The 18,289-nt window shown below is 41.5% G+C and carries 11 protein-coding genes; 9 read left to right on the top strand and 2 right to left on the bottom strand.

Translation table 11 applies throughout. The features are described 5' to 3' along the window. Positions 1-70 precede the first annotated feature (70 nt). Positions 71-961: an alpha/beta fold hydrolase gene (locus BMW86_RS06015; protein ID WP_089779922.1), complete on the bottom strand. Its 891-nt coding sequence runs from the start codon at positions 959-961 to the stop codon at positions 71-73. A 191-nt stretch (positions 962-1,152) separates the two neighbouring features. On the opposite strand from BMW86_RS06015, the gene abc-f reads away from it, so the two are divergent. The 9 genes from abc-f (at position 1,153) to BMW86_RS05970 (ending at position 16,507) form a co-directional block, all read left to right on the top strand. Beyond that, the gene (gene abc-f, locus BMW86_RS06010) at positions 1,153-2,745 is read left to right on the top strand and encodes a ribosomal protection-like ABC-F family protein (RefSeq protein ID WP_089779919.1); all 1,593 of its coding nucleotides are present in this window, start codon (positions 1,153-1,155) and stop codon (positions 2,743-2,745) included. A gap of 47 nt (positions 2,746-2,792) precedes the next feature. After that, positions 2,793-3,296 (top strand): GNAT family N-acetyltransferase, encoded by a 504-nt coding sequence (locus BMW86_RS06005; protein WP_089779917.1) that lies wholly within the window; start codon positions 2,793-2,795, stop codon positions 3,294-3,296. 66 nt (positions 3,297-3,362) lie between these two features. Next, positions 3,363-3,977 carry an RNA polymerase sigma factor gene (locus tag BMW86_RS06000; RefSeq protein WP_177189168.1) on the top strand — a complete coding sequence of 205 codons (615 nt, stop codon included), beginning with the start codon at positions 3,363-3,365 and terminating at the stop codon, positions 3,975-3,977. A gap of 48 nt (positions 3,978-4,025) precedes the next feature. Continuing rightward, positions 4,026-5,195 carry a FecR domain-containing protein gene (locus BMW86_RS05995; protein ID WP_089779913.1) on the top strand — a complete coding sequence of 390 codons (1,170 nt, stop codon included), beginning with the start codon at positions 4,026-4,028 and terminating at the stop codon, positions 5,193-5,195. A 258-nt stretch (positions 5,196-5,453) separates the two neighbouring features. Then, positions 5,454-8,768 (top strand): SusC/RagA family TonB-linked outer membrane protein, encoded by a 3,315-nt coding sequence (locus BMW86_RS05990; protein WP_177189167.1) that lies wholly within the window; start codon positions 5,454-5,456, stop codon positions 8,766-8,768. Next, entirely contained in the window at positions 8,768-10,159 is a 1,392-nt protein-coding gene (locus tag BMW86_RS05985; RefSeq protein WP_089779909.1) for a RagB/SusD family nutrient uptake outer membrane protein, read from the top strand. Before BMW86_RS05990 ends, BMW86_RS05985 begins: the two co-directional genes overlap by 1 nt. 103 nt (positions 10,160-10,262) lie before the next feature. Further along, positions 10,263-11,192: an ABC transporter ATP-binding protein gene (locus tag BMW86_RS05980; RefSeq protein ID WP_089779907.1), complete on the top strand. Its 930-nt coding sequence runs from the start codon at positions 10,263-10,265 to the stop codon at positions 11,190-11,192. Positions 11,193-11,425: 233 nt separating this feature from the next. Then, positions 11,426-13,714 carry a DUF4350 domain-containing protein gene (locus tag BMW86_RS05975; protein WP_089779905.1) on the top strand — a complete coding sequence of 763 codons (2,289 nt, stop codon included), beginning with the start codon at positions 11,426-11,428 and terminating at the stop codon, positions 13,712-13,714. A 3-nt stretch (positions 13,715-13,717) separates the two neighbouring features. Further along, entirely contained in the window at positions 13,718-16,507 is a 2,790-nt protein-coding gene (locus BMW86_RS05970) for a M16 family metallopeptidase (protein WP_089779903.1), read from the top strand. A gap of 298 nt (positions 16,508-16,805) precedes the next feature. On the opposite strand, the gene BMW86_RS05965 is transcribed toward BMW86_RS05970, so the two are convergent. Continuing rightward, on the bottom strand, positions 16,806-17,972 hold the full coding sequence (locus tag BMW86_RS05965) for a hypothetical protein (protein ID WP_089779901.1): 1,167 nt from the start codon (positions 17,970-17,972) through the stop codon (positions 16,806-16,808). Positions 17,973-18,289 lie beyond the last annotated feature (317 nt).

The raw sequence follows: 18,289 nt of genomic DNA, 5'->3' as shown, positions 1-18,289 counted from the left end.
CAGGAAGAAGTTTTGATGACTACGCTATAAAAACTGACATTTAACATACATTTAAGAGGTTGATTTATATCTACTTTACAAATGCACTCACCGCATGTACAAATTTATCATTCTTCTCATAATACAATACATGTCCGCCATCTATCAACACAGTCTGCTGTTTGGGGAAATGAAATAGTTTATAATGATCCGGCCCTACCGCATGGTCCTTTAATCCTGAAATAACGAGTACAGGTACTTGTAGGCTTGCTGTTTCTTTCGTGTAATCAGCACTATATGCTGGTATACTGAATGCTACTTTTGCAAATCCAAAATCACCAGGGTTTGTTTTATCAATGCTATCCAGTTTTTCAACAGTACTTTTATTCTCTGATAACATTTTATAGTCAAGTTTCTGCGCTGCAATTTCCTTTCTGGCAGCCATAAAAGAAGACATGAATGCAGTATCATTGACAGGTAGATTTTTACCAATCAATGTACTTATATAATGGATCTGTGTGATTAATGAATTTTTCAAACTCAATGTAACATCCAGCATGATAAGTCCTTTCACATGATCCTTATATTTCTGCGCATATTTAAATGCCAGAATACCACCAAACGAATGGGCCATCAGGTAAACTTTATCAGATCCGGTAATAGAGCGGATGTTTTCAATATCTTCTATCATCCTGTCCATACTATAATCGCCGTTGTGTGCATCCTGAGATCGTCCACATCCCCGCTGATCATAATAATACATGGTCAGATTCTTCTCCAGTTCACTGCCTCCCATGGCTTCAAATGTTTTACTCCATGCGCCGGGTCCCCCATGTATATAAATACAAGGCGTTCCTTTTCCGGATATTCTCAGATAAAGGGCAACACTGTCAGAGGTAAAGAAAGTTTTTTGCTGACAATAGCTATTCAGGAAGGTACAGCAGGATAAAAATAATAACAGGAAGGGACTTCTTCTGATCATAAGAGGGTTTGATTTTTAATGAGTTAATTATCTCCGGGAATCAATGAATTTTGTTGCGTGGGAAAATTTCTTACTTTTGCAACCGTAAACCAAATACACATTCTTCAATGTAAGATATAATTTCTTTCAGGAAAATAAACAGGGCCGGCACAGCGGGCTCCGTAATTATTCACTCTTCAAAGAAAGAAGTTATGCTTATTCTTCAAGGTATCACCTACCTGCATCCCAACAGGGATTTACTGTTTACTGATATTAATCTCAGCATTAACAAACAAGATAAAATTGCATTAATAGGCAATAATGGTGCAGGGAAATCTACCCTTCTAAAAATATTAACAGGAAACTTACATCCTTCACACGGACTTGTGAAAACGGATTCAAAGCCTTATTACATACCACAGATTTTCGGTCAGTTTAATGATTACAGTGTTGCTCAGGCCCTTCAGATTGCAGATAAACTAACTGCATTAAAGGAAATTCTGGATGGTAATGTAACAGATGAAAACCTGACATTACTGGATGATGACTGGGCGATTGAAGAACGTTGTAAAGAAGCCTTTGCCCATTGGAAACTAAATGAATCAGACCTGACCCAACAAATGGCAACCCTTAGTGGTGGTCAGAAAACGAAAGTTTTTCTTGCGGGAATCCATATACATCAACCTGATATAGTTTTATTGGATGAACCAAGTAATCATTTAGATACATTCAGCAGAAACATGCTGTATGATTATATAAACTCAACTACAAATACTTTAGTAGTAGTGAGTCACGACAGAACATTGCTGAATCTTTTGAATACTGTTTATGAACTCAGTAAACGTGGTATCACCATCTATGGTGGTAATTATGATTTCTATGCAGAACAGAAAATAATTGAAAGTGAGACTTTGAATCAGGACCTGAAGAGCAAAGAAAAAGCATTGCGTAAAGCAAAAGAAACTGAAAAAGAATCTTTGGAACGACAACAAAAACTGGATGCCCGCGGAAAGAAGAAACAGGAAAAGGCAGGACTTCCTACTATTTCAATGAATACACTCAGAAACAATGCGGAGAAAAGTACTTCCCGTTTGAAAGGAGTTCATGATGAAAAAGTAACTTCTATTGCTGACGAGCTGAATCAATTAAGGAAAGAGCTACCGGATATGGATAAGATGAAGATGGATTTTGATAATTCCGCTCTTCATAATGGGAAAATACTAGTCACCGCAAAGGACGTGAATGTTGGATATAATGATCAGTTACTCTGGAAACAGGGGCTGGATTTTCAGATCAGGAGTGGGGAACGTATTGTTGTTAAAGGATTGAATGGTTCAGGTAAAACAACACTGATTAAAATGATGCTGGGCGAACTTCAACCCCGATCAGGAACTATTGAAAGAGCTGTTGTTAAAGCCGTTTATATCGACCAGGACTATTCATTAATTGATAATACACGCAGCGTTTACGAACAGGCGCAACAGTTTAATTCCGGTGCGTTACAGGAACATGAAATCAAGATTCGCCTGAACCGGTTCCTGTTTACAAAAGAGTATTGGGATAAGCTATGTGAAACCCTTAGCGGTGGAGAGAAAATGCGATTGATACTTTGTTGCTTAACGATCAGTAATCAGGCTCCGGATATCATTGTGTTGGATGAGCCTACAAACAACCTGGATATTCAAAACATAGAAATCCTGACAGCTGCCATTAACCAATATAAGGGAACGCTAGTGGTAGTATCTCATGATGAATATTTCCTGAAACAGATACAGGTGAATGGTTTAATTTCTTTAATCGTGTAATTAATTACTTCTTAACTTAGCATTCATCTAAAACTATAGCCATACTAATGAGGATAGAAAAAGTTACCCTGACTGATATCCCTGAATTGACTGACTTAATTAACAGCGCATATAAAGGAGGGGATTCAAATGAAGGATGGACATCTGAAGGTCATCTTGTTGAAGGAACAAGAGCGAATGAACAAATGATCATAAAGTATCTGGATAACAAAGATGTAACGATCCTTAAGTTAACAGATGAGACAAATAAAATAATTGGTTCAGTATACCTTGAAACTAAAGGGGCCAAACTGTATCTGGGTATGTTAAGTGTATCACCTTCTGTTCAGAATAAGGGAGTAGGCAGAATTTTATTGGAAGAAGGAGAAAATTTTGCGAAACAACATCATTGTACTGCGATCACTATCACAGTAATCAGTGTGAGGACTGAACTGATTAACTGGTATGAACGCCGCGGATTTATCAGGTCGGGTAAATTGGTACCCTTTCCGACTAATGCTGGTAATCCTAAAGAGCCATTGGAACTGATAGAAATGGAGAAAGCTATTTAATTCTCACACAGAAGTTACCTTTTACTTATAAATGTTTTTGATTAAATTTGGCTCAAACGCAAGGGGTTGGCCAATAACGGCATTTCAGATACTAATCAGCTTTATAATGATCCGAATATCATATCACGCTTTTCGCAGGGTGATGATGCTGCATTCCGTATAATATTTAATGAACAGTTACGCCCCCTTTGTTACTTTGCCCATAAGCTGATAGGCCAGAAAGAAGAGGCCGAAGATATCGTCAGTACTGCATTTGCGAGCTTATGGGAACGCAGACAGCAATTCTCCCATTTCAATGCTATAAAATCATTCTTATATATTGCTGTACGCAATCACTGCTATGATTTACTGAAACACCGTAATGTGGTAAACAAAGCAGAAGATGTGCTTATATCTACCGGTACTACACCGGATATTGCTGTTGATGCCCGTCTGCTGCAAACCGAATTATTACAGATTATCCTCGGGGAACTGAACAATCTTCCGGAACGTTCCCGTCAGATCCTGGAATGGAGTTTCTTAGAAGAAAAGAAAACTTCCGAGATAGCGGAGCTGCTTTCTTTGTCGGAAGCCCATGTCCGGATGGAAAAATCAAGGGCATTGTTTCAATTACGTAAACTATTGAATGATAAACAGTTATTGGAAGTTGTATTACTCCTTCTGGCTATCCTGAAAAAATAATTTAAAATTTCTGTTGCGCTTTCCTGCCTTGATCGTTTTAATACATATATGCAACCAACTTCTGAAATCTCTCCTTTATTAGTTCGTATTTTATATAAATGCTGGTCAGGAGCCGTATTAAACTCCGACGAGCAGCAGGCCCTTAATGAGTGGCTGGCTGCGACTCCACAGAACAAGGTTGTGTATGATGAGATCGTGTCTGGTCAGTGGCCGGTATCGGATCTTCAGTATTATAATAGTATTTCATATAATGATAACTGGGACAGGGTTCAACAGAAGATAGCAGGGAAAGAAAGGCCAGTTAAACGGCTTCGCTTCTGGTGGGCTGCTGCAGCTGTCATTTTAATGCTGCTGGGTGGTGTATGGTTCTGGAAACAACAGACCCAACTGAAACCTGAAAAAGCAGTACAGCTGGCAGATATAGCCCCAGGTACCCAGGGAGCCATACTGACGCTTGGAGATGGCTCTACAGTGGTACTCGATAGCCTCCGGAATGGTGAGGTGGCAAATCAGCAGGGAGTAAAGGCCGTTCTTTTGAATGGTAAGCTGTTATATGAGAACAATGGAAGTGCCAATACCATTGTATATAATTCAATGACAACACCCAGAGGCCGGCAATTCCACCTGGTGTTACCGGATGGCTCTCAGGTATGGCTGAATGCACAAAGCTCTATTCGTTATCCTACTGCCTTTACAGGGAAGGATAGAAGGGTGGATATCAGCGGTGAGGTCTATTTTGAAGTAAAGAAAGATGAACAGAAGCCCTTTTTCGTGAATGTTCCGGGCAGAGCAGAAATAGCCGTATTAGGTACAGATTTTAATATAAAGGCATACACCGAAGAACCATATTTGAATACAACGCTCGTAAACGGAGCCGTAAAAGTAGTAGCAAAGGGGCAAAGCACGATACTAAGGCCCGGATATACAGCGCAGATAGGGGAACAGGGAAACATCAAAGTAGTGTCTGCTGATACAGAACAGGTACTGGCCTGGAAAAACGGTGCATTTTATTTTGATGGCGCCACTTTACAGGAAGTGATGCGTGAACTGTCCAGATGGTATGATATTGAAGTAGTATACGAACCAGGAGTACCGGATACCCGTTTCGGCGGGAAAATAAGCAGGGATGTGAATCTTGCCGGTTTATTAAGAGGTCTTCAGGCCACCGGCGTACATTATAGAATTGAACAGGGACGAAAATTAGTGGTCTATAAATAATAGTTATCAATCAAAACCGGGAATGCCAATGATACTTACCTGGTAATCTGAAATCAAAAACCAACCATAAAAACAAAACCGAAAGTGGTGGAACACTTTCGGTGGCGTATGGTATTAGTCAAAATTCGCTGCAACACTCATTTTAACAACCAAACAATGCAATTTATGCAAAAAAATGCTGATTGGTCCGGGATCTTCGTGCACCTGCTACAAAGACCAAAGGACAGAACAGGTCCCTATTCAAATTTATATCGGGCAATGAAATTAACAGTGATCTTGCTGACCGTAGCTTTTTTGAATGTTCAGGCTGCCGGTTTTTCTCAAAATGTAACACTTTCAGGAAAAAACCTTTCCCTGAAGAAGGTCTTTGGTGCTATCGAAGAGCAAACAGGGTACATGGTATTCTATAACCAGGATGTACTGACGAATGCCAAACCGGTGTCTGTATCTGTAAAGGATATGTCACTGACATCCTTCCTGGATGTTGTGCTGGCAGATCTTCCCGTATCATATATTATTGAAGGGAAAACTATTTACCTGTCACAGCAGAAAACAGCTGTTCAACCCCCATCATTACCACCTCCGGGAGAGATCACCGGTACTGTAAGAAGTACTTCCGGAGAGTTACTGGCTGGTGTATCCATTAAGCTGAAACGAACCAATACAGGTACTATCACCTCTCAGAAGGGAACATTTACACTGAGTGACATTGTCCAGGGAGATATCGTACAATTATCTATAGTGGGATATATGCCCGTTGAAATAGTGATTCAAAGCACAGGTGAAGGATTGACTGCTGCCATTGTTAAGAGCAGGCAACAGAATGCTTCACTGAAAGTCTTCAAAGGTGAGAACTTTAATATTGCTATTACCATGGTGCCGGTTGTGAGCAACCTGTCAGAGGTAATAGTCAACAAAGGATATTATACAGAGAGCCAGCGCCTGTCTACCGGTAGTGTGTCCAGTGTGGATGCTAAAACGATCGAAAAACAGCCGGTTACGAATGTATTGCAGGCGCTCCAGGGGCGTGTTCCCGGTTTAAGTATTGTGCAGAACAATGGTTTCCCTGGTTCCAGCTTTAATGTACAGGTAAGAGGGATCAATTCCATGCTGAGAACCTCTACACCGCTTTATATAGTAGATGGAGTACCATTCCTGTCTGAAGCTATCAATTTACAGACAGGTACTGAAATTATTGGCGCCAATGGTTCTACCAGTCCGCTAAACAGTATCAGTCCGGCAGACATTGAACGTATCGAAGTACTGAAAGACGGGGATGCTACCGCGATCTACGGCTCACGTGGTGCTAATGGTGTGATACTGATCACCACAAAAAAAGGCAAACCGGGAAAAACCAGGTTTGACCTGAACGTGAACACAGGAGCTTCGCATATCCCTAAAACAGTACCGGAACTGAATACACAGGAATACCTGGCGATACGCAAACTGGGCTTCAAAAATACCGGTGCCACACAAACGGCTACCAATGCGCCGGACCTGGTACTCTGGGACCAGAACGCTTATACCGATTTTCAGAAACTGCTGATAGGAAATACAGCTAAATCCACAGATGTCAATGCAAGTGTATCAGGTGGAGATCTGAGAACAAACTTCCTGATCAGTGGTACCTATCATAATGAAACAACTGTATACTTCCTGGATAAATCCTACAAAAGAGGATCAGCCAATTTCAGTTTGAATCACAACACAGCAGACCAGAAACTGGGTATCAACTTTTCAGCGATGTATAGCGCTGATAACAACAGGTTGTCTGTAGAAGACCTGACTGCCCGCGCATATCAGACTTCCCCAAACTATCCTTTATATAACCCTGATGGAAGTCTGTATTGGAACGGTTTTCTGGTGCAGAACCCGATAGCTGTTATGATGCGTACCAACCGTAACAAAACATCCAATCTGAACAGCAATCTGAATATTCGTTACAGACCTGTTACAGGGCTTGAATTTAAGATCATGGGAGGATTTGGCCGCGCAGACATGGATCAGGCACAGTTGATCCCTCGTGCTTCACAGGATATGTCAGTGGCTACTAATACTTCAAGGGCCATATTTGCTTACAGTTATACCAACAACTATATAGTAGAACCGCAGGTGAGTTATGTGAGAGGTGTAGGTCTGGGTACAATATCTGCGCTTGTTGGTGGCTCCTGGCAATACAGGAAATCCAGACAGCCTTATTATACATTGGCATCGGACTTTATTTCTGATGAATTCCTGGAAAATCTGGGATCAGCAGCAACGGTTTCAACAAGGTCCAGCTCTGCAGATTATAAGTTCGCCTCCATACTGGCAAGATTGAACTACACTTACAAAGACCGCTATGTACTGAATGGTATTTTCAGAAGGGATGGTTCTTCCAGGTTCGGGCCCAGCAACCGCTTTGGTAACTTCGGTTCCATCGGTGCTGCATGGATCTTCACTGATGAACCTTTCATGGCCGGTCAACAGAAATGGTTAAGCAGCGGAAAACTGCGTGGCAGCTATGGAGTTACCGGAAGTGATAACATCGGTAACTATGGTTATCTGGATACTTATTCATCTACCTCCTATAACTATAATGGTTCTACGGGATTGGTTCCTTCACGTATCGCTAACAGTAACTACAAATGGGAACAGACGATAAAGCAGGAGATAGCGCTGGAACTTGGATTCTTAAAGAACAGGATACGGTTCACACCTTCTTACTATAACAATAATACGGGTAATCAGCTGATCAGCTATACCATCAGCTCTCAGGCAGGTTTCAGCAGCTACCAGGCAAATCTGCCGGCTAAGGTGCAGAACAGCGGCTGGGAATTTACATTGAACACTATCAACATTATACATAAGAACTTTACCTGGACCAGCAACCTGAACGTTTCGATGAACCGTAACAAGCTGAAATCCTTCCCAAATATCGAAAAGAGTTCTTACTACACGAGCTATGTTGTAGGTAACCCTATTTCCAGCATCTATGTTTACAAATATGGAGGTTATGACAGTACCACCGGTCTGCCTAAAGTAGTGGATCTGGATAAGAGCGGGACCATTTCTTACGGGTTATATGATAAAAAACTGGGTGACCGGTACTTTTATGGTACCAGCTTCCCGAAATATTTTGGTGGCTTTAGTAACTCATTTACCTACAAACATTTTTCACTGGACGTGATGCTCCAGTTCGTAAAACAAACCGGCAGAGACCTGCTGGCCTCTGGTTCATATCCTCCGGGATATATCTACAATGTATCTAAATCATCACTGGCTAAATACCTGGCTGATGGCCCTGCGGATGAACGTCATGTACTGTCTGGTTATAACAGCAGCGTAGGCAACTATTTCAGCTCTGATGCCATGATGGTGGATGCATCATTCATTCGTCTGAAAAGCGTTGCTTTCTCATACGATCTGCCTGCTCAGATAGCACTGAAAATGAAAATGAATGCAGCGAAGCTGTATATACAGGGACAAAATCTTTTTACGATCACTTCGTATAAAGGATTTGATCCTGAGTCGCAGGGAATGTCCCTGCCTCCGTTACGTACCTTATCTGCTGGCTTAAAAATTTCTTTCTAATGAGACGAATAGCACTTATCAATATATTACTCATAGCAGGTTTGACTGGCTGTGAAAAGCTGATAGAAATCCCTGCTCCTGTTACAGAGATGTCCAGCTCATTGGTGTTCAGTTCAAAACAGACAGCGCTGGCCGCATTATCCGGAGCTATGAGCAGTACCACCGGCTCTCTGACGATGTCATTATATCTTACAACAAATACTTCGCTGGCAGCTGATGACATGCAATTTATAGCTAACACCAACTATGAGGAATTAGAGAAGAATACTTATCTGCCGTTGTCCAGCACTAGTGCAGTCAACAACATCAATTCAATGTGGGTAGATCTGTATGCCGGTATTTACAGGTTTAACAGTCTGCTGGCAGGAGTAGAAACCAGTACAGCTCTTTCTGATTCACTGAAAATTCAGATGACTGCAAACGCAAAATTTATGCGTGGCCTCTGTTATTTCTACCTGGTAAATCTGTATAAAGATGTACCCCTGATCTTAACAACAGATGTAAGTCAGACTGCACTGGCACCTAAAGACTCTGCCAGCAAAATATACAGTCAGATCATTACAGACCTGACACAGGCCCGTGATGTATTGCCCGACAATTATTCATCTGTGGCCGGTACAAGGACGGTCATTACCAAATGGGCAGCCAGTGCATTGCTGGCAAGAGTATACCTGTATACCGGACAATGGAGCCTTGCAGAGCAGGAAGCCTCTAAAGTGATAGATGGCAGTGGTTCATTGTTCGTAATGAAAAGCACAGCTACTATCGGTGATATCTTTGTAAGAGCTAACAGCGAAGCCATTTTACAGTTTGGTTCATACCTTTCGGCAATAACCGGTTATACTTATGAAGGCCTGAGCTTTGCCAGTACCTATACCCAGTATTCACTGCGGTCTGATCTTCTCAACAGCTTTGCGGCAAATGATGTACGACGTACAAAATGGGTACGAGATACTACCTATCTGGGTACAATCAATAATCAACCCTATAAATTCAAGGTGACTACCAATGCTAACGGTACCGGACGTATGGAAGCACCTACTGTTCTCCGACTGGCAGAACAATACCTGATCCGTGCGGAAGCAAGGGTACAATTACAGCGTGCAGTGGAAGGACGTGACGATATGAATGTGGTACGTGTACGTGCCGGAGTAGATGCGAGTACATCCACAGATGCTGCTGCTATTGCACTGGAAATAGAAGAAGAGAACAGACATGAATTCTTCTGTGAAAATGGCCATCGCTGGTTCGACCTTCGGAGAACCGGCAGGATCAATACTGTGCTGGGTGCGCTTAAACCAACATGGCAATCACGTGCGGCTTATTTCCCGCTGCCACAAACTGCTATTAACGCCAATCCTAACCTGATACAAAATCCTGACTACCAGTAGTTCTGGTACCCGGAATACATTCATTTGTATTCCGGGTATTCCTTTCATTTACTGCAACACATTATTATGTGATGCCAGAGAACCTGTTTGAATTAATCTGTTTATGAATACAAGTATTGTAAAAATTGAGAACCTTTCGCACAGGTACAGTAAGGCCTGGGCTATAAAGGATATCAACCTGGATATCAGGCAAAAGGGGATTACTGGTTTTCTGGGTTCCAATGGAGCCGGCAAATCTACCACTATGAACATTTTATGCGGTGTGTTAAATCAAACGCAGGGAAATGTATTGATAGATGGCATTGATCTGCGCACACGACCATTGGAAGCTAAAAAACTGATTGGGTTCCTGCCTCAGAATGCACCATTATACCTGGACCTTACAGTAGATGAGTATTTACGTCACTGTGCCTATATGCGACTTATTCCTAAGAATAAGATCCGCTCGTCTATGGAAGAAGCGAAAGAGAGATGTGGTGTTGCCCATTTCAGTAACAGGCTGCTCAAGAACCTCTCTGGTGGATACAAGCAGAGAGTGGGGATAGCGCAGGCCATCATTCACAAACCTAAACTGGTAGTACTGGATGAGCCTACGAATGGCCTTGATCCTAACCAGATCACAGAGGTGAGAAGTCTCATTAAAGAAATAGGAGAGGACCGCTCTGTTATCTTCTCTTCCCATATTCTTTCAGAAGTACAGGCAACCTGTGATACTATCAAAATGATAGAACAGGGAGTAGTTGTTTTTAGTGGAACTGTAGATGATTTCAACAATTATATCGAGCCGGACTCTATGGTATTGTATCTGAAAAATCCACCGGCAGAAGCTGAATTGCTGGCTATTGAAGGGGTTACGCAGGTGAAAGTACTGACCAGCACCAAGATCAGGGTTAGTTTTAATTCCTCTCCGGACATCGCTGAAAAGATGATCGAATACAGCGTAAACAGGGGCTGGAAGATGCAGGAGATCCATCTGGAAAGAAGTTCTCTGGAAGAAATATTTGCACGATTATCCAATAAGATTACAATGTAGTTTAGTTAAGCTCCATTTTTTGTAACAAAACATAATAGGCTCCGTTAGGAGCCCCGTGTTTGTAGCAACACATTAAACAATAAACACAGACTCCGTAGGAGTCCCCTATTATTCGCGAGTTAGGGGACTCCTACGGAGTCAATTAAAGAGGATATAAATATTTTCTACAAACACGAAGCTCCTAACGGAGCTTAACTGAACGACATTGAATAAGATTAAATAAATTTTTTAAGATGAAAATTGCTTTCAGAATAGCCCGGTTAGAACTCAGCAATCTGTTTTACTCTCCTGTTGCCTGGGTGGTGCTGGTCATATTTATGATACAATCCGGCTGGGAATTCAGTCATCTGATAGAACGGATGGAACGCTCCCAGCAAATGGGAATGGGTTCTTCCGGCATGACAGGGACTCTTTTTTCCGGGTATGTTGGTGTATTCACAAAAATGAAGGAGTACCTGTATTTGTATATCCCTTTATTGACGATGGGGCTGATCAGCCGGGAAACTGGTAGTGGCTCTATCAAACTTGTATATTCTTCTCCTGTAAAAGTGAGCGCTGTGGTGTGGGGGAAATACCTGGCAATGGTAGCGTATTGCGTGTTACTGATGCTTTGCCTGGTACTGCTGGAAATCATCGCAGGAGTTATTATTAAAGATGCGGACCTGTCTTTTATTAGTTCCGGTATCATCGGACTGTTTTTGCAGATTTGCGCTTATTCGGCTATTGGTCTGTTTATGTCTTCACTCACCACTTACCAGGTAGTGGCGGCTATCAGTACACTGGCTTTACTGGCGGGTTTGAATTATGTAGGCAATTTATGGCAGGACATTGATTTTGTAAGGGACCTTACTTATTTTCTGTCAATATCCGGAAGGGTGGATGAGTTTATAGAGGGGCTCATCACCAGCAAAGATGTGTTCTATTTCGTTATCGTTATCTGCATGTTTGTTGGGCTTACAATTCTGAAACTTAAAGGTGACAGAGAGTCTAAATCTCCGGCATTGAAATCGGCGCGTTATACCGCCCTTATCGCCCTGGCACTGCTGACCGGATATATTACTGCCCGTCCTCAGCTGACCGTTTACAAAGATATGACGGCCAACAAAAGACGTACACTCACCCCAAATACGCAGGAGATCGTGCGTAAGCTGAAAGATCCGCTGACGGTGACTACTTATGTAAACTTACTGGACCAGAACTATTATTCCGGATTGCCGTCTTCCAGGAATACAGACTTAGCCCGGTATGACCAATATTTCCGTTTTAAGCATGATATAGATGTGAAGTATGTTTACTATTACGATACTGCGTTTAACAATGTTGAATTGTTCATGCGTAATAAAGGATTACCCGTAAAAGAAGTAGCCCGCAAAATGACGGCTTCCATGAAGCTGGATTTCAAAGATTTCCTCTCTCCTGCGGAGATCCGTAAAATAATCGACCTGAGCAGTGAGCAGAATAGAGTGGTGCGTATTTTACAATACGGTAATAAAACTGCTTATCTCCGGATGTATGATGATATCATGCGTCAACCCAGTGAGAAAGAGTTTGCTGCTGCGTTGAAACGCCTGGCTGTAATACCACCCAAAGCTATATTCCTGAAAGGTCATAATGAAAGGAGTATACGTAGAATGGGTGACAATGATATAAAATTGCCTACTACAGAAATTACTTTCCGTAGTTCTTTGGTAAATCAGGGATTTGATGTGGATGAGTTATCTCTTGAGGATGCAGATCTTCCCGCTGATGTAGCAGTATTAGTAATCGCTGATCCCGGTACTCCTTATTCATCTGTAGAAATGAATAAGATAAAAAATTATCTCGATGCAGGAGGTAATCTGCTTATTGCCGGAGAACCAAAGCGCAGGGATATCATCAAGCCTTTACTCGACCTGATAGGCGTGAAACTGGATGCTGGTGTGATACTACAGAAAAGTGAGGATTTTGCGCCATCCCTGTTCCATGCACCACTTACTCCGGAAGGAATGCAATTGCTGGGTGCCAGACCATCTCCGCGTCTTATGGCAGGAATGGTTTTTCCAGGTGTAGCAACACTTTCATGGGATTCTTCGAATGCATTTAAAGTAACGCCTCTCATTGTTGCCAATACGCTTAATTCAATCCGCAGAACTGCCCAGATAGATGATAGTCTGCGTTCAGTAGAATTCAGCGATGTCTTACATGATGAGAAGGGTGCATTCCCGGTAGTGATAGGGCTTACCAGAAATATAAATAAGAAAGAACAGAGGATCCTGGTATCCGGAGATGCTGATTTTATGAGCAATGCAGAATTACTGAGAAGCAATATTCAGACAGGTAATTTTACTTTTATGATGGAGTTATTCAGATGGTTTTCGTTTGATGATTTTCCTGTTGATACATACAGGGAACCTTCTACCGATAATGCAATTCTGACAAATGCCAATGGTGTTTCTATGATGACGTGGTTCCTGTTAGTGGTGCTGCCTGGTATAACAGTAATCGCTGTTGCAATTATGCTTTTAAGAAGGAAAAGAAGATAAAATATGAAGATGCTTAAAAGATACCTGTCGGCCACTTTGCTGTTATGCGCACATGTGGCTTTGGGGCAGGATAAACAGAAGTTGATTGCGTTGGACCCCGGAGTAAAAACGGGCAAACTGGCCAATGGCATGCAATATTACATTAAGAGGAATACAGAGCCTTCAGGACGTGTGGTAATGTATCTTGCCAATAAAGTCGGTTCAATACTGGAAACGGATAATCAGCGTGGGCTGGCACATTTCATGGAACACATGAATTTCAATGGCACCACTCATTTCCCTAAAAACGAACTGGTAAATTATCTGCAGAAGTCAGGTGTGCGTTTCGGTGCAGACCTGAATGCCTATACAACTTTTGATGAGACTATCTTCCAGCTGCCGCTGCCATCAGACGATAGCTTATTGCTGGGGAAGGGATTACAGATCATGCGTGACTGGGCAAAAGGAGCATTACTGGAAGGTACTGAGATCGATAAAGAAAGGGGAGTCATCCTGGAAGAAAAGCGTTTGAGAACAGGGGTAGAGCAACGTATTCAGGATCAGACGATGCCTTTGATACTGAATCATTCCCGTTATGCAGAACGTGTACCTATCGGAACAGATGAAGTACTGAATCATTTCAGCTATAAAGAAATCAGGACGTTTTACGAAGACTGGTATCGTCCGGATTTACAGGCGCTCATCATTGTGGGAGATATTGATGAAGCAAAAATGGAAAGAGAGATTAAGCGTTTGTTCTCTGATCTGAAAAGTCCGGCAAAGATCCGTAAACGTGAACAATATACGGTCCCGCTGAAAGGAGAAAATCATTTCCTTGCTATTACTGATAACGAGATGACGAGTACATACCTGCGGGTATTGCATAAGTTCCCGGTTCAGGAAGTACGTACAGAGGATGATTACCGCAAGGAACTGATCCATAGCTTTTACAGTCGCATGATGAATGCAAGACTGGCTGAGGCCGTACGTGTGGCTGATCCTGCTTATATCAATGCAGGTAATGGGTTTGAAGATTTGTATGGTTGTCTGGACGCATTTACAGTGAATATTACTTTGAAACCCGGAGAGATTGAAAGAGGTGTAAAAGCTGTATACACAGAAATGGAAAAAGTAAAACGTTTTGGTTTTACTGATGCAGAACTGAAGAGGACCACGGAGAGTTATCTGAAAGGTATGGATGCCCTTTACCTGGAGAAAAATAAAAAGAAATCTCAATCCTATGCAGACCAGTACCTCAATTATTTCCTGGGTAAATCACCTGCGCCGGGCATTGAATATTATCACAATGCCGCAGCACGTATAGTACCTGCTATCAAATTGGAAGAGATCAATAATGTTATCAGGGAATATCAGCGTGATACCAACCGGGATATTTTTGTTGTGTCATCTTCTTCGCAACTTCCATCTGAAACAACCGTATTGTCATGGATTTCCGCAGTGCAAAACGGGGAGGTCGCTGCTTACAAGGAAGATCTGGGCAAGGGGGCTTTAACAGCGCAGTTGCCGGCCGCTGGTCGCATTATTAAGAAAACGGAGGACCAGCAGCTGGGTACTACAACGCTGGTATTAAGTAATGGTGTAACTGTTGTACTTAAGCCAACAACATTTAAGAATAACGAGATACAGCTATATGCATATAGTCCGGGTGGTACATCACTTTATTCAGATGCTGATTATGAATCAGCCAGTAATGCAACGGCGCTTGTGCGTTCCAGTGGATTAGGAACTTATAATGCTGTACAGCTGAGAAATTATCTGTCGGGTAAAAATGTGCAGATCGCTCCTTATATATCAGAAAGGTATGAAGGTATCAGTGGTGTAAGTGGGAAAGAGGATCTGCCACAGGCTTTTGAACTGATCTATGCTTACTTTACAAGTCCCCGTTTGGATCCGGACTTTTTTAATGCCAGCATTGCACAGGCACGTTCTAATGTGGTGACCAGGCGTAGTAATCCTGCCAATGTTTTTATTGATACTGTCAACACTTTATTATATGGGAACAATATCCGTAAAACGGCAGCTACAGTAGAAAGAATAAATACTATCAATGCAGATAGAGCATTAGCGATCTATAAAGAGCGTTTTGCAGATGCTTCCGATTTTGTATTTACTATTGTAGGCAGCTTTACAGTAGAAGAAATGGAGCCATTGCTGCTTAAATACCTGTCAGTCCTGCCTGCGAACGGACGTAAGGAAACGGCACGGGACCTGGGGTTGTATCCTCCTGATAAAGGCTTCTCAGCGGTTATCAAAAAGGGAAAAGAAGACAAGGCAACTGTTGCAATGGCATATGTAGGACAATACAATTATTCTCAGCAGGAGAACCTGTTGATGGATGCTTTATCAGAATGCCTTCATATAAGATTGCTGGAAAGACTGAGAGAGGAAGAGGGAGGTGTATATACTGTTAGTGTAACGCCTGCTACTTATAAATATCCTGTGAATCGCTATTCTCTGAATATTAGTTTCACTACTTCTCCTCAGCAAAGAGAAAAACTGGTAGCCGCTGTAAAAGATGAATTAAGGAAGATAAAAGAAAGTGGTCCTTCAAAAGAGAATGTCGAAAAGTTCATTGCTGAACAACAACGGACAATAGAACTGAAGCTGAAAGATAATGGCTTCTGGCTGGACAGGATCGTTTATGAAAACAGGGAAGGGGAAGATATTACAGGGTTATTGCATTATAATGATGTGCTGAAGCAGGTAACACCGGAAAAGATAAAAGAGATGGCTGCTAAATATTTTGATGAAGGGAAGTCGTTTGTGTTTGTACTGGAGAAGGCCTCCGATTAAAATGGAGCATGGGGGTGTATCTAAAATAACTGATACACCTTCAATATGTTTACTGTAAAACATAATGCATTTCGCAAAACATAATAGGCTCCGTCAGGAGCCCCGTGTTTGTAGCAAATGTTTATATTCTCTTCAATTGACTCCGTAGGAGTCCCCTGATATTCGCTAATTAGGGGACTCCTACGGAGTCTGCATTTTGTTGGTTAACATGTTTTCTACAAACACGGGGCTCCTGACGGAGCCTTTTAATGTCTTACTAGAACACACCTTCTTATTTATTTGGTATTCTTTCTTTATTTTAATCTTTCCATTTGTTAATTTCCTCTTCCGGTAATCCGCAGTCTTTTAAGACAATGGTAAAGTCTTTAGCTTCCACATCCCAGTCAGTGGAATAAGCCATGAAATTTTTTGTAATGGGAATCTCATTATTCAATTTATTATTATTCAGTATCCACGCTGTTTTTCTGGCCATGGCAATCGCCAGATCATAATCTTCCAATATATTTACTTCGTTCATAAAAGCCCAGAGTAAGCGTTCAAATGACCGGCCTTCCACCAGCGTTCGTTCGTTATCAAAATAAAACAGTTCTGTTACTCTGTCTTCACCTTGTAGCTTCTCAATATCCTCCTGTTGTTGCTGAGAAAAAATACCTATCACCGGACTGAAAGTACCGATTGACTGGAAATCAATTTCTAATATCCCCATTGGTGTTGTCATCTCCACCGTTTTCAGTGTGGCTATAATTTCTGTAGCTATTAGCTGGGAAACCTGATCAGACAACTGCTGTAAGGTAATATTAGTGGGTGTTTTTACATAACTGTATAGTACACTGTTGTCGCTGGAAGTATCCAGTATTTCATCCAGTTCTCCGGCGTCATTATAATTATATTTCTTCTGTAATTGATATTCACCTGATGCCGGAGCGATGTACAAACAGTCAGCAGTGCTGATCCTGTTATCTGTGTAATGATATAATTCAAAACAGCAAAAAAGAGAATATTCATTTTTGAGTAGATTATTCATGATCTCAGTTTTGGTTGTTCCATGTAATTCAGGATCTATTGTTCCATTGATCCTTATTGACTGGAAACTGATTTTTTCATCCCCTTTATATATAATACGCTGAATGCAGGAAGGGGAGGCTGTTGTAACATCATACTCTATATATTCGATTAGTGAGTCTGTATAAGTATAATAGCCTTTTTTAGACACTTTATCCTGGCGCTGGTATTCAAAATAACAGGGTCTGTTGAATTGATCCAGTCCATAAATGAAATTATATCCAGGAAGTCTTTCTGTTGAAAGGATCCTTAATTCATCAAATTGATCTTTGTTATAATCTCCTAATTCAAATCTGATAGTTGGAGCATAGACCGTTTTTACAGCCTGGGGCAGTATATTTTCTTCATCATAAGCAGATAACCATCTGTCAATTATATCCTGTTTTAACTGAGATAAAGTCATTTAATAAATATATGAAAAAGAAGTTATCTCAGGAATAGAAAATCAGGCTATCAAAAGTATTTGTAGATACTAAAAAGGCTCCGTTAGGAGCCCCGTGTTTGTAGCAAAACATAATACATAACAAACACAGACTCCGTTAGGAGTCCCCTATATATGAGTTAGTAGGGGACTCCTAACGGAGTCAAATTGAATTGATTAATACGTTTGCTACAAACACGGGGCTCCTAACGGAGCCTATTATGTTTTGCCGTAAACATATCGAGGGCGTATTAGTTACTTTTGACAGCCTGAATAGCCAAATATTTTTATCCTGCTTC

It is taken from the genome of Chitinophaga sp. YR573 (genome assembly GCF_900110995.1).
GTDB lineage: Bacteria > Bacteroidota > Bacteroidia > Chitinophagales > Chitinophagaceae > Chitinophaga.
This window is presented reverse-complemented; position numbering and strand designations above follow the sequence as displayed.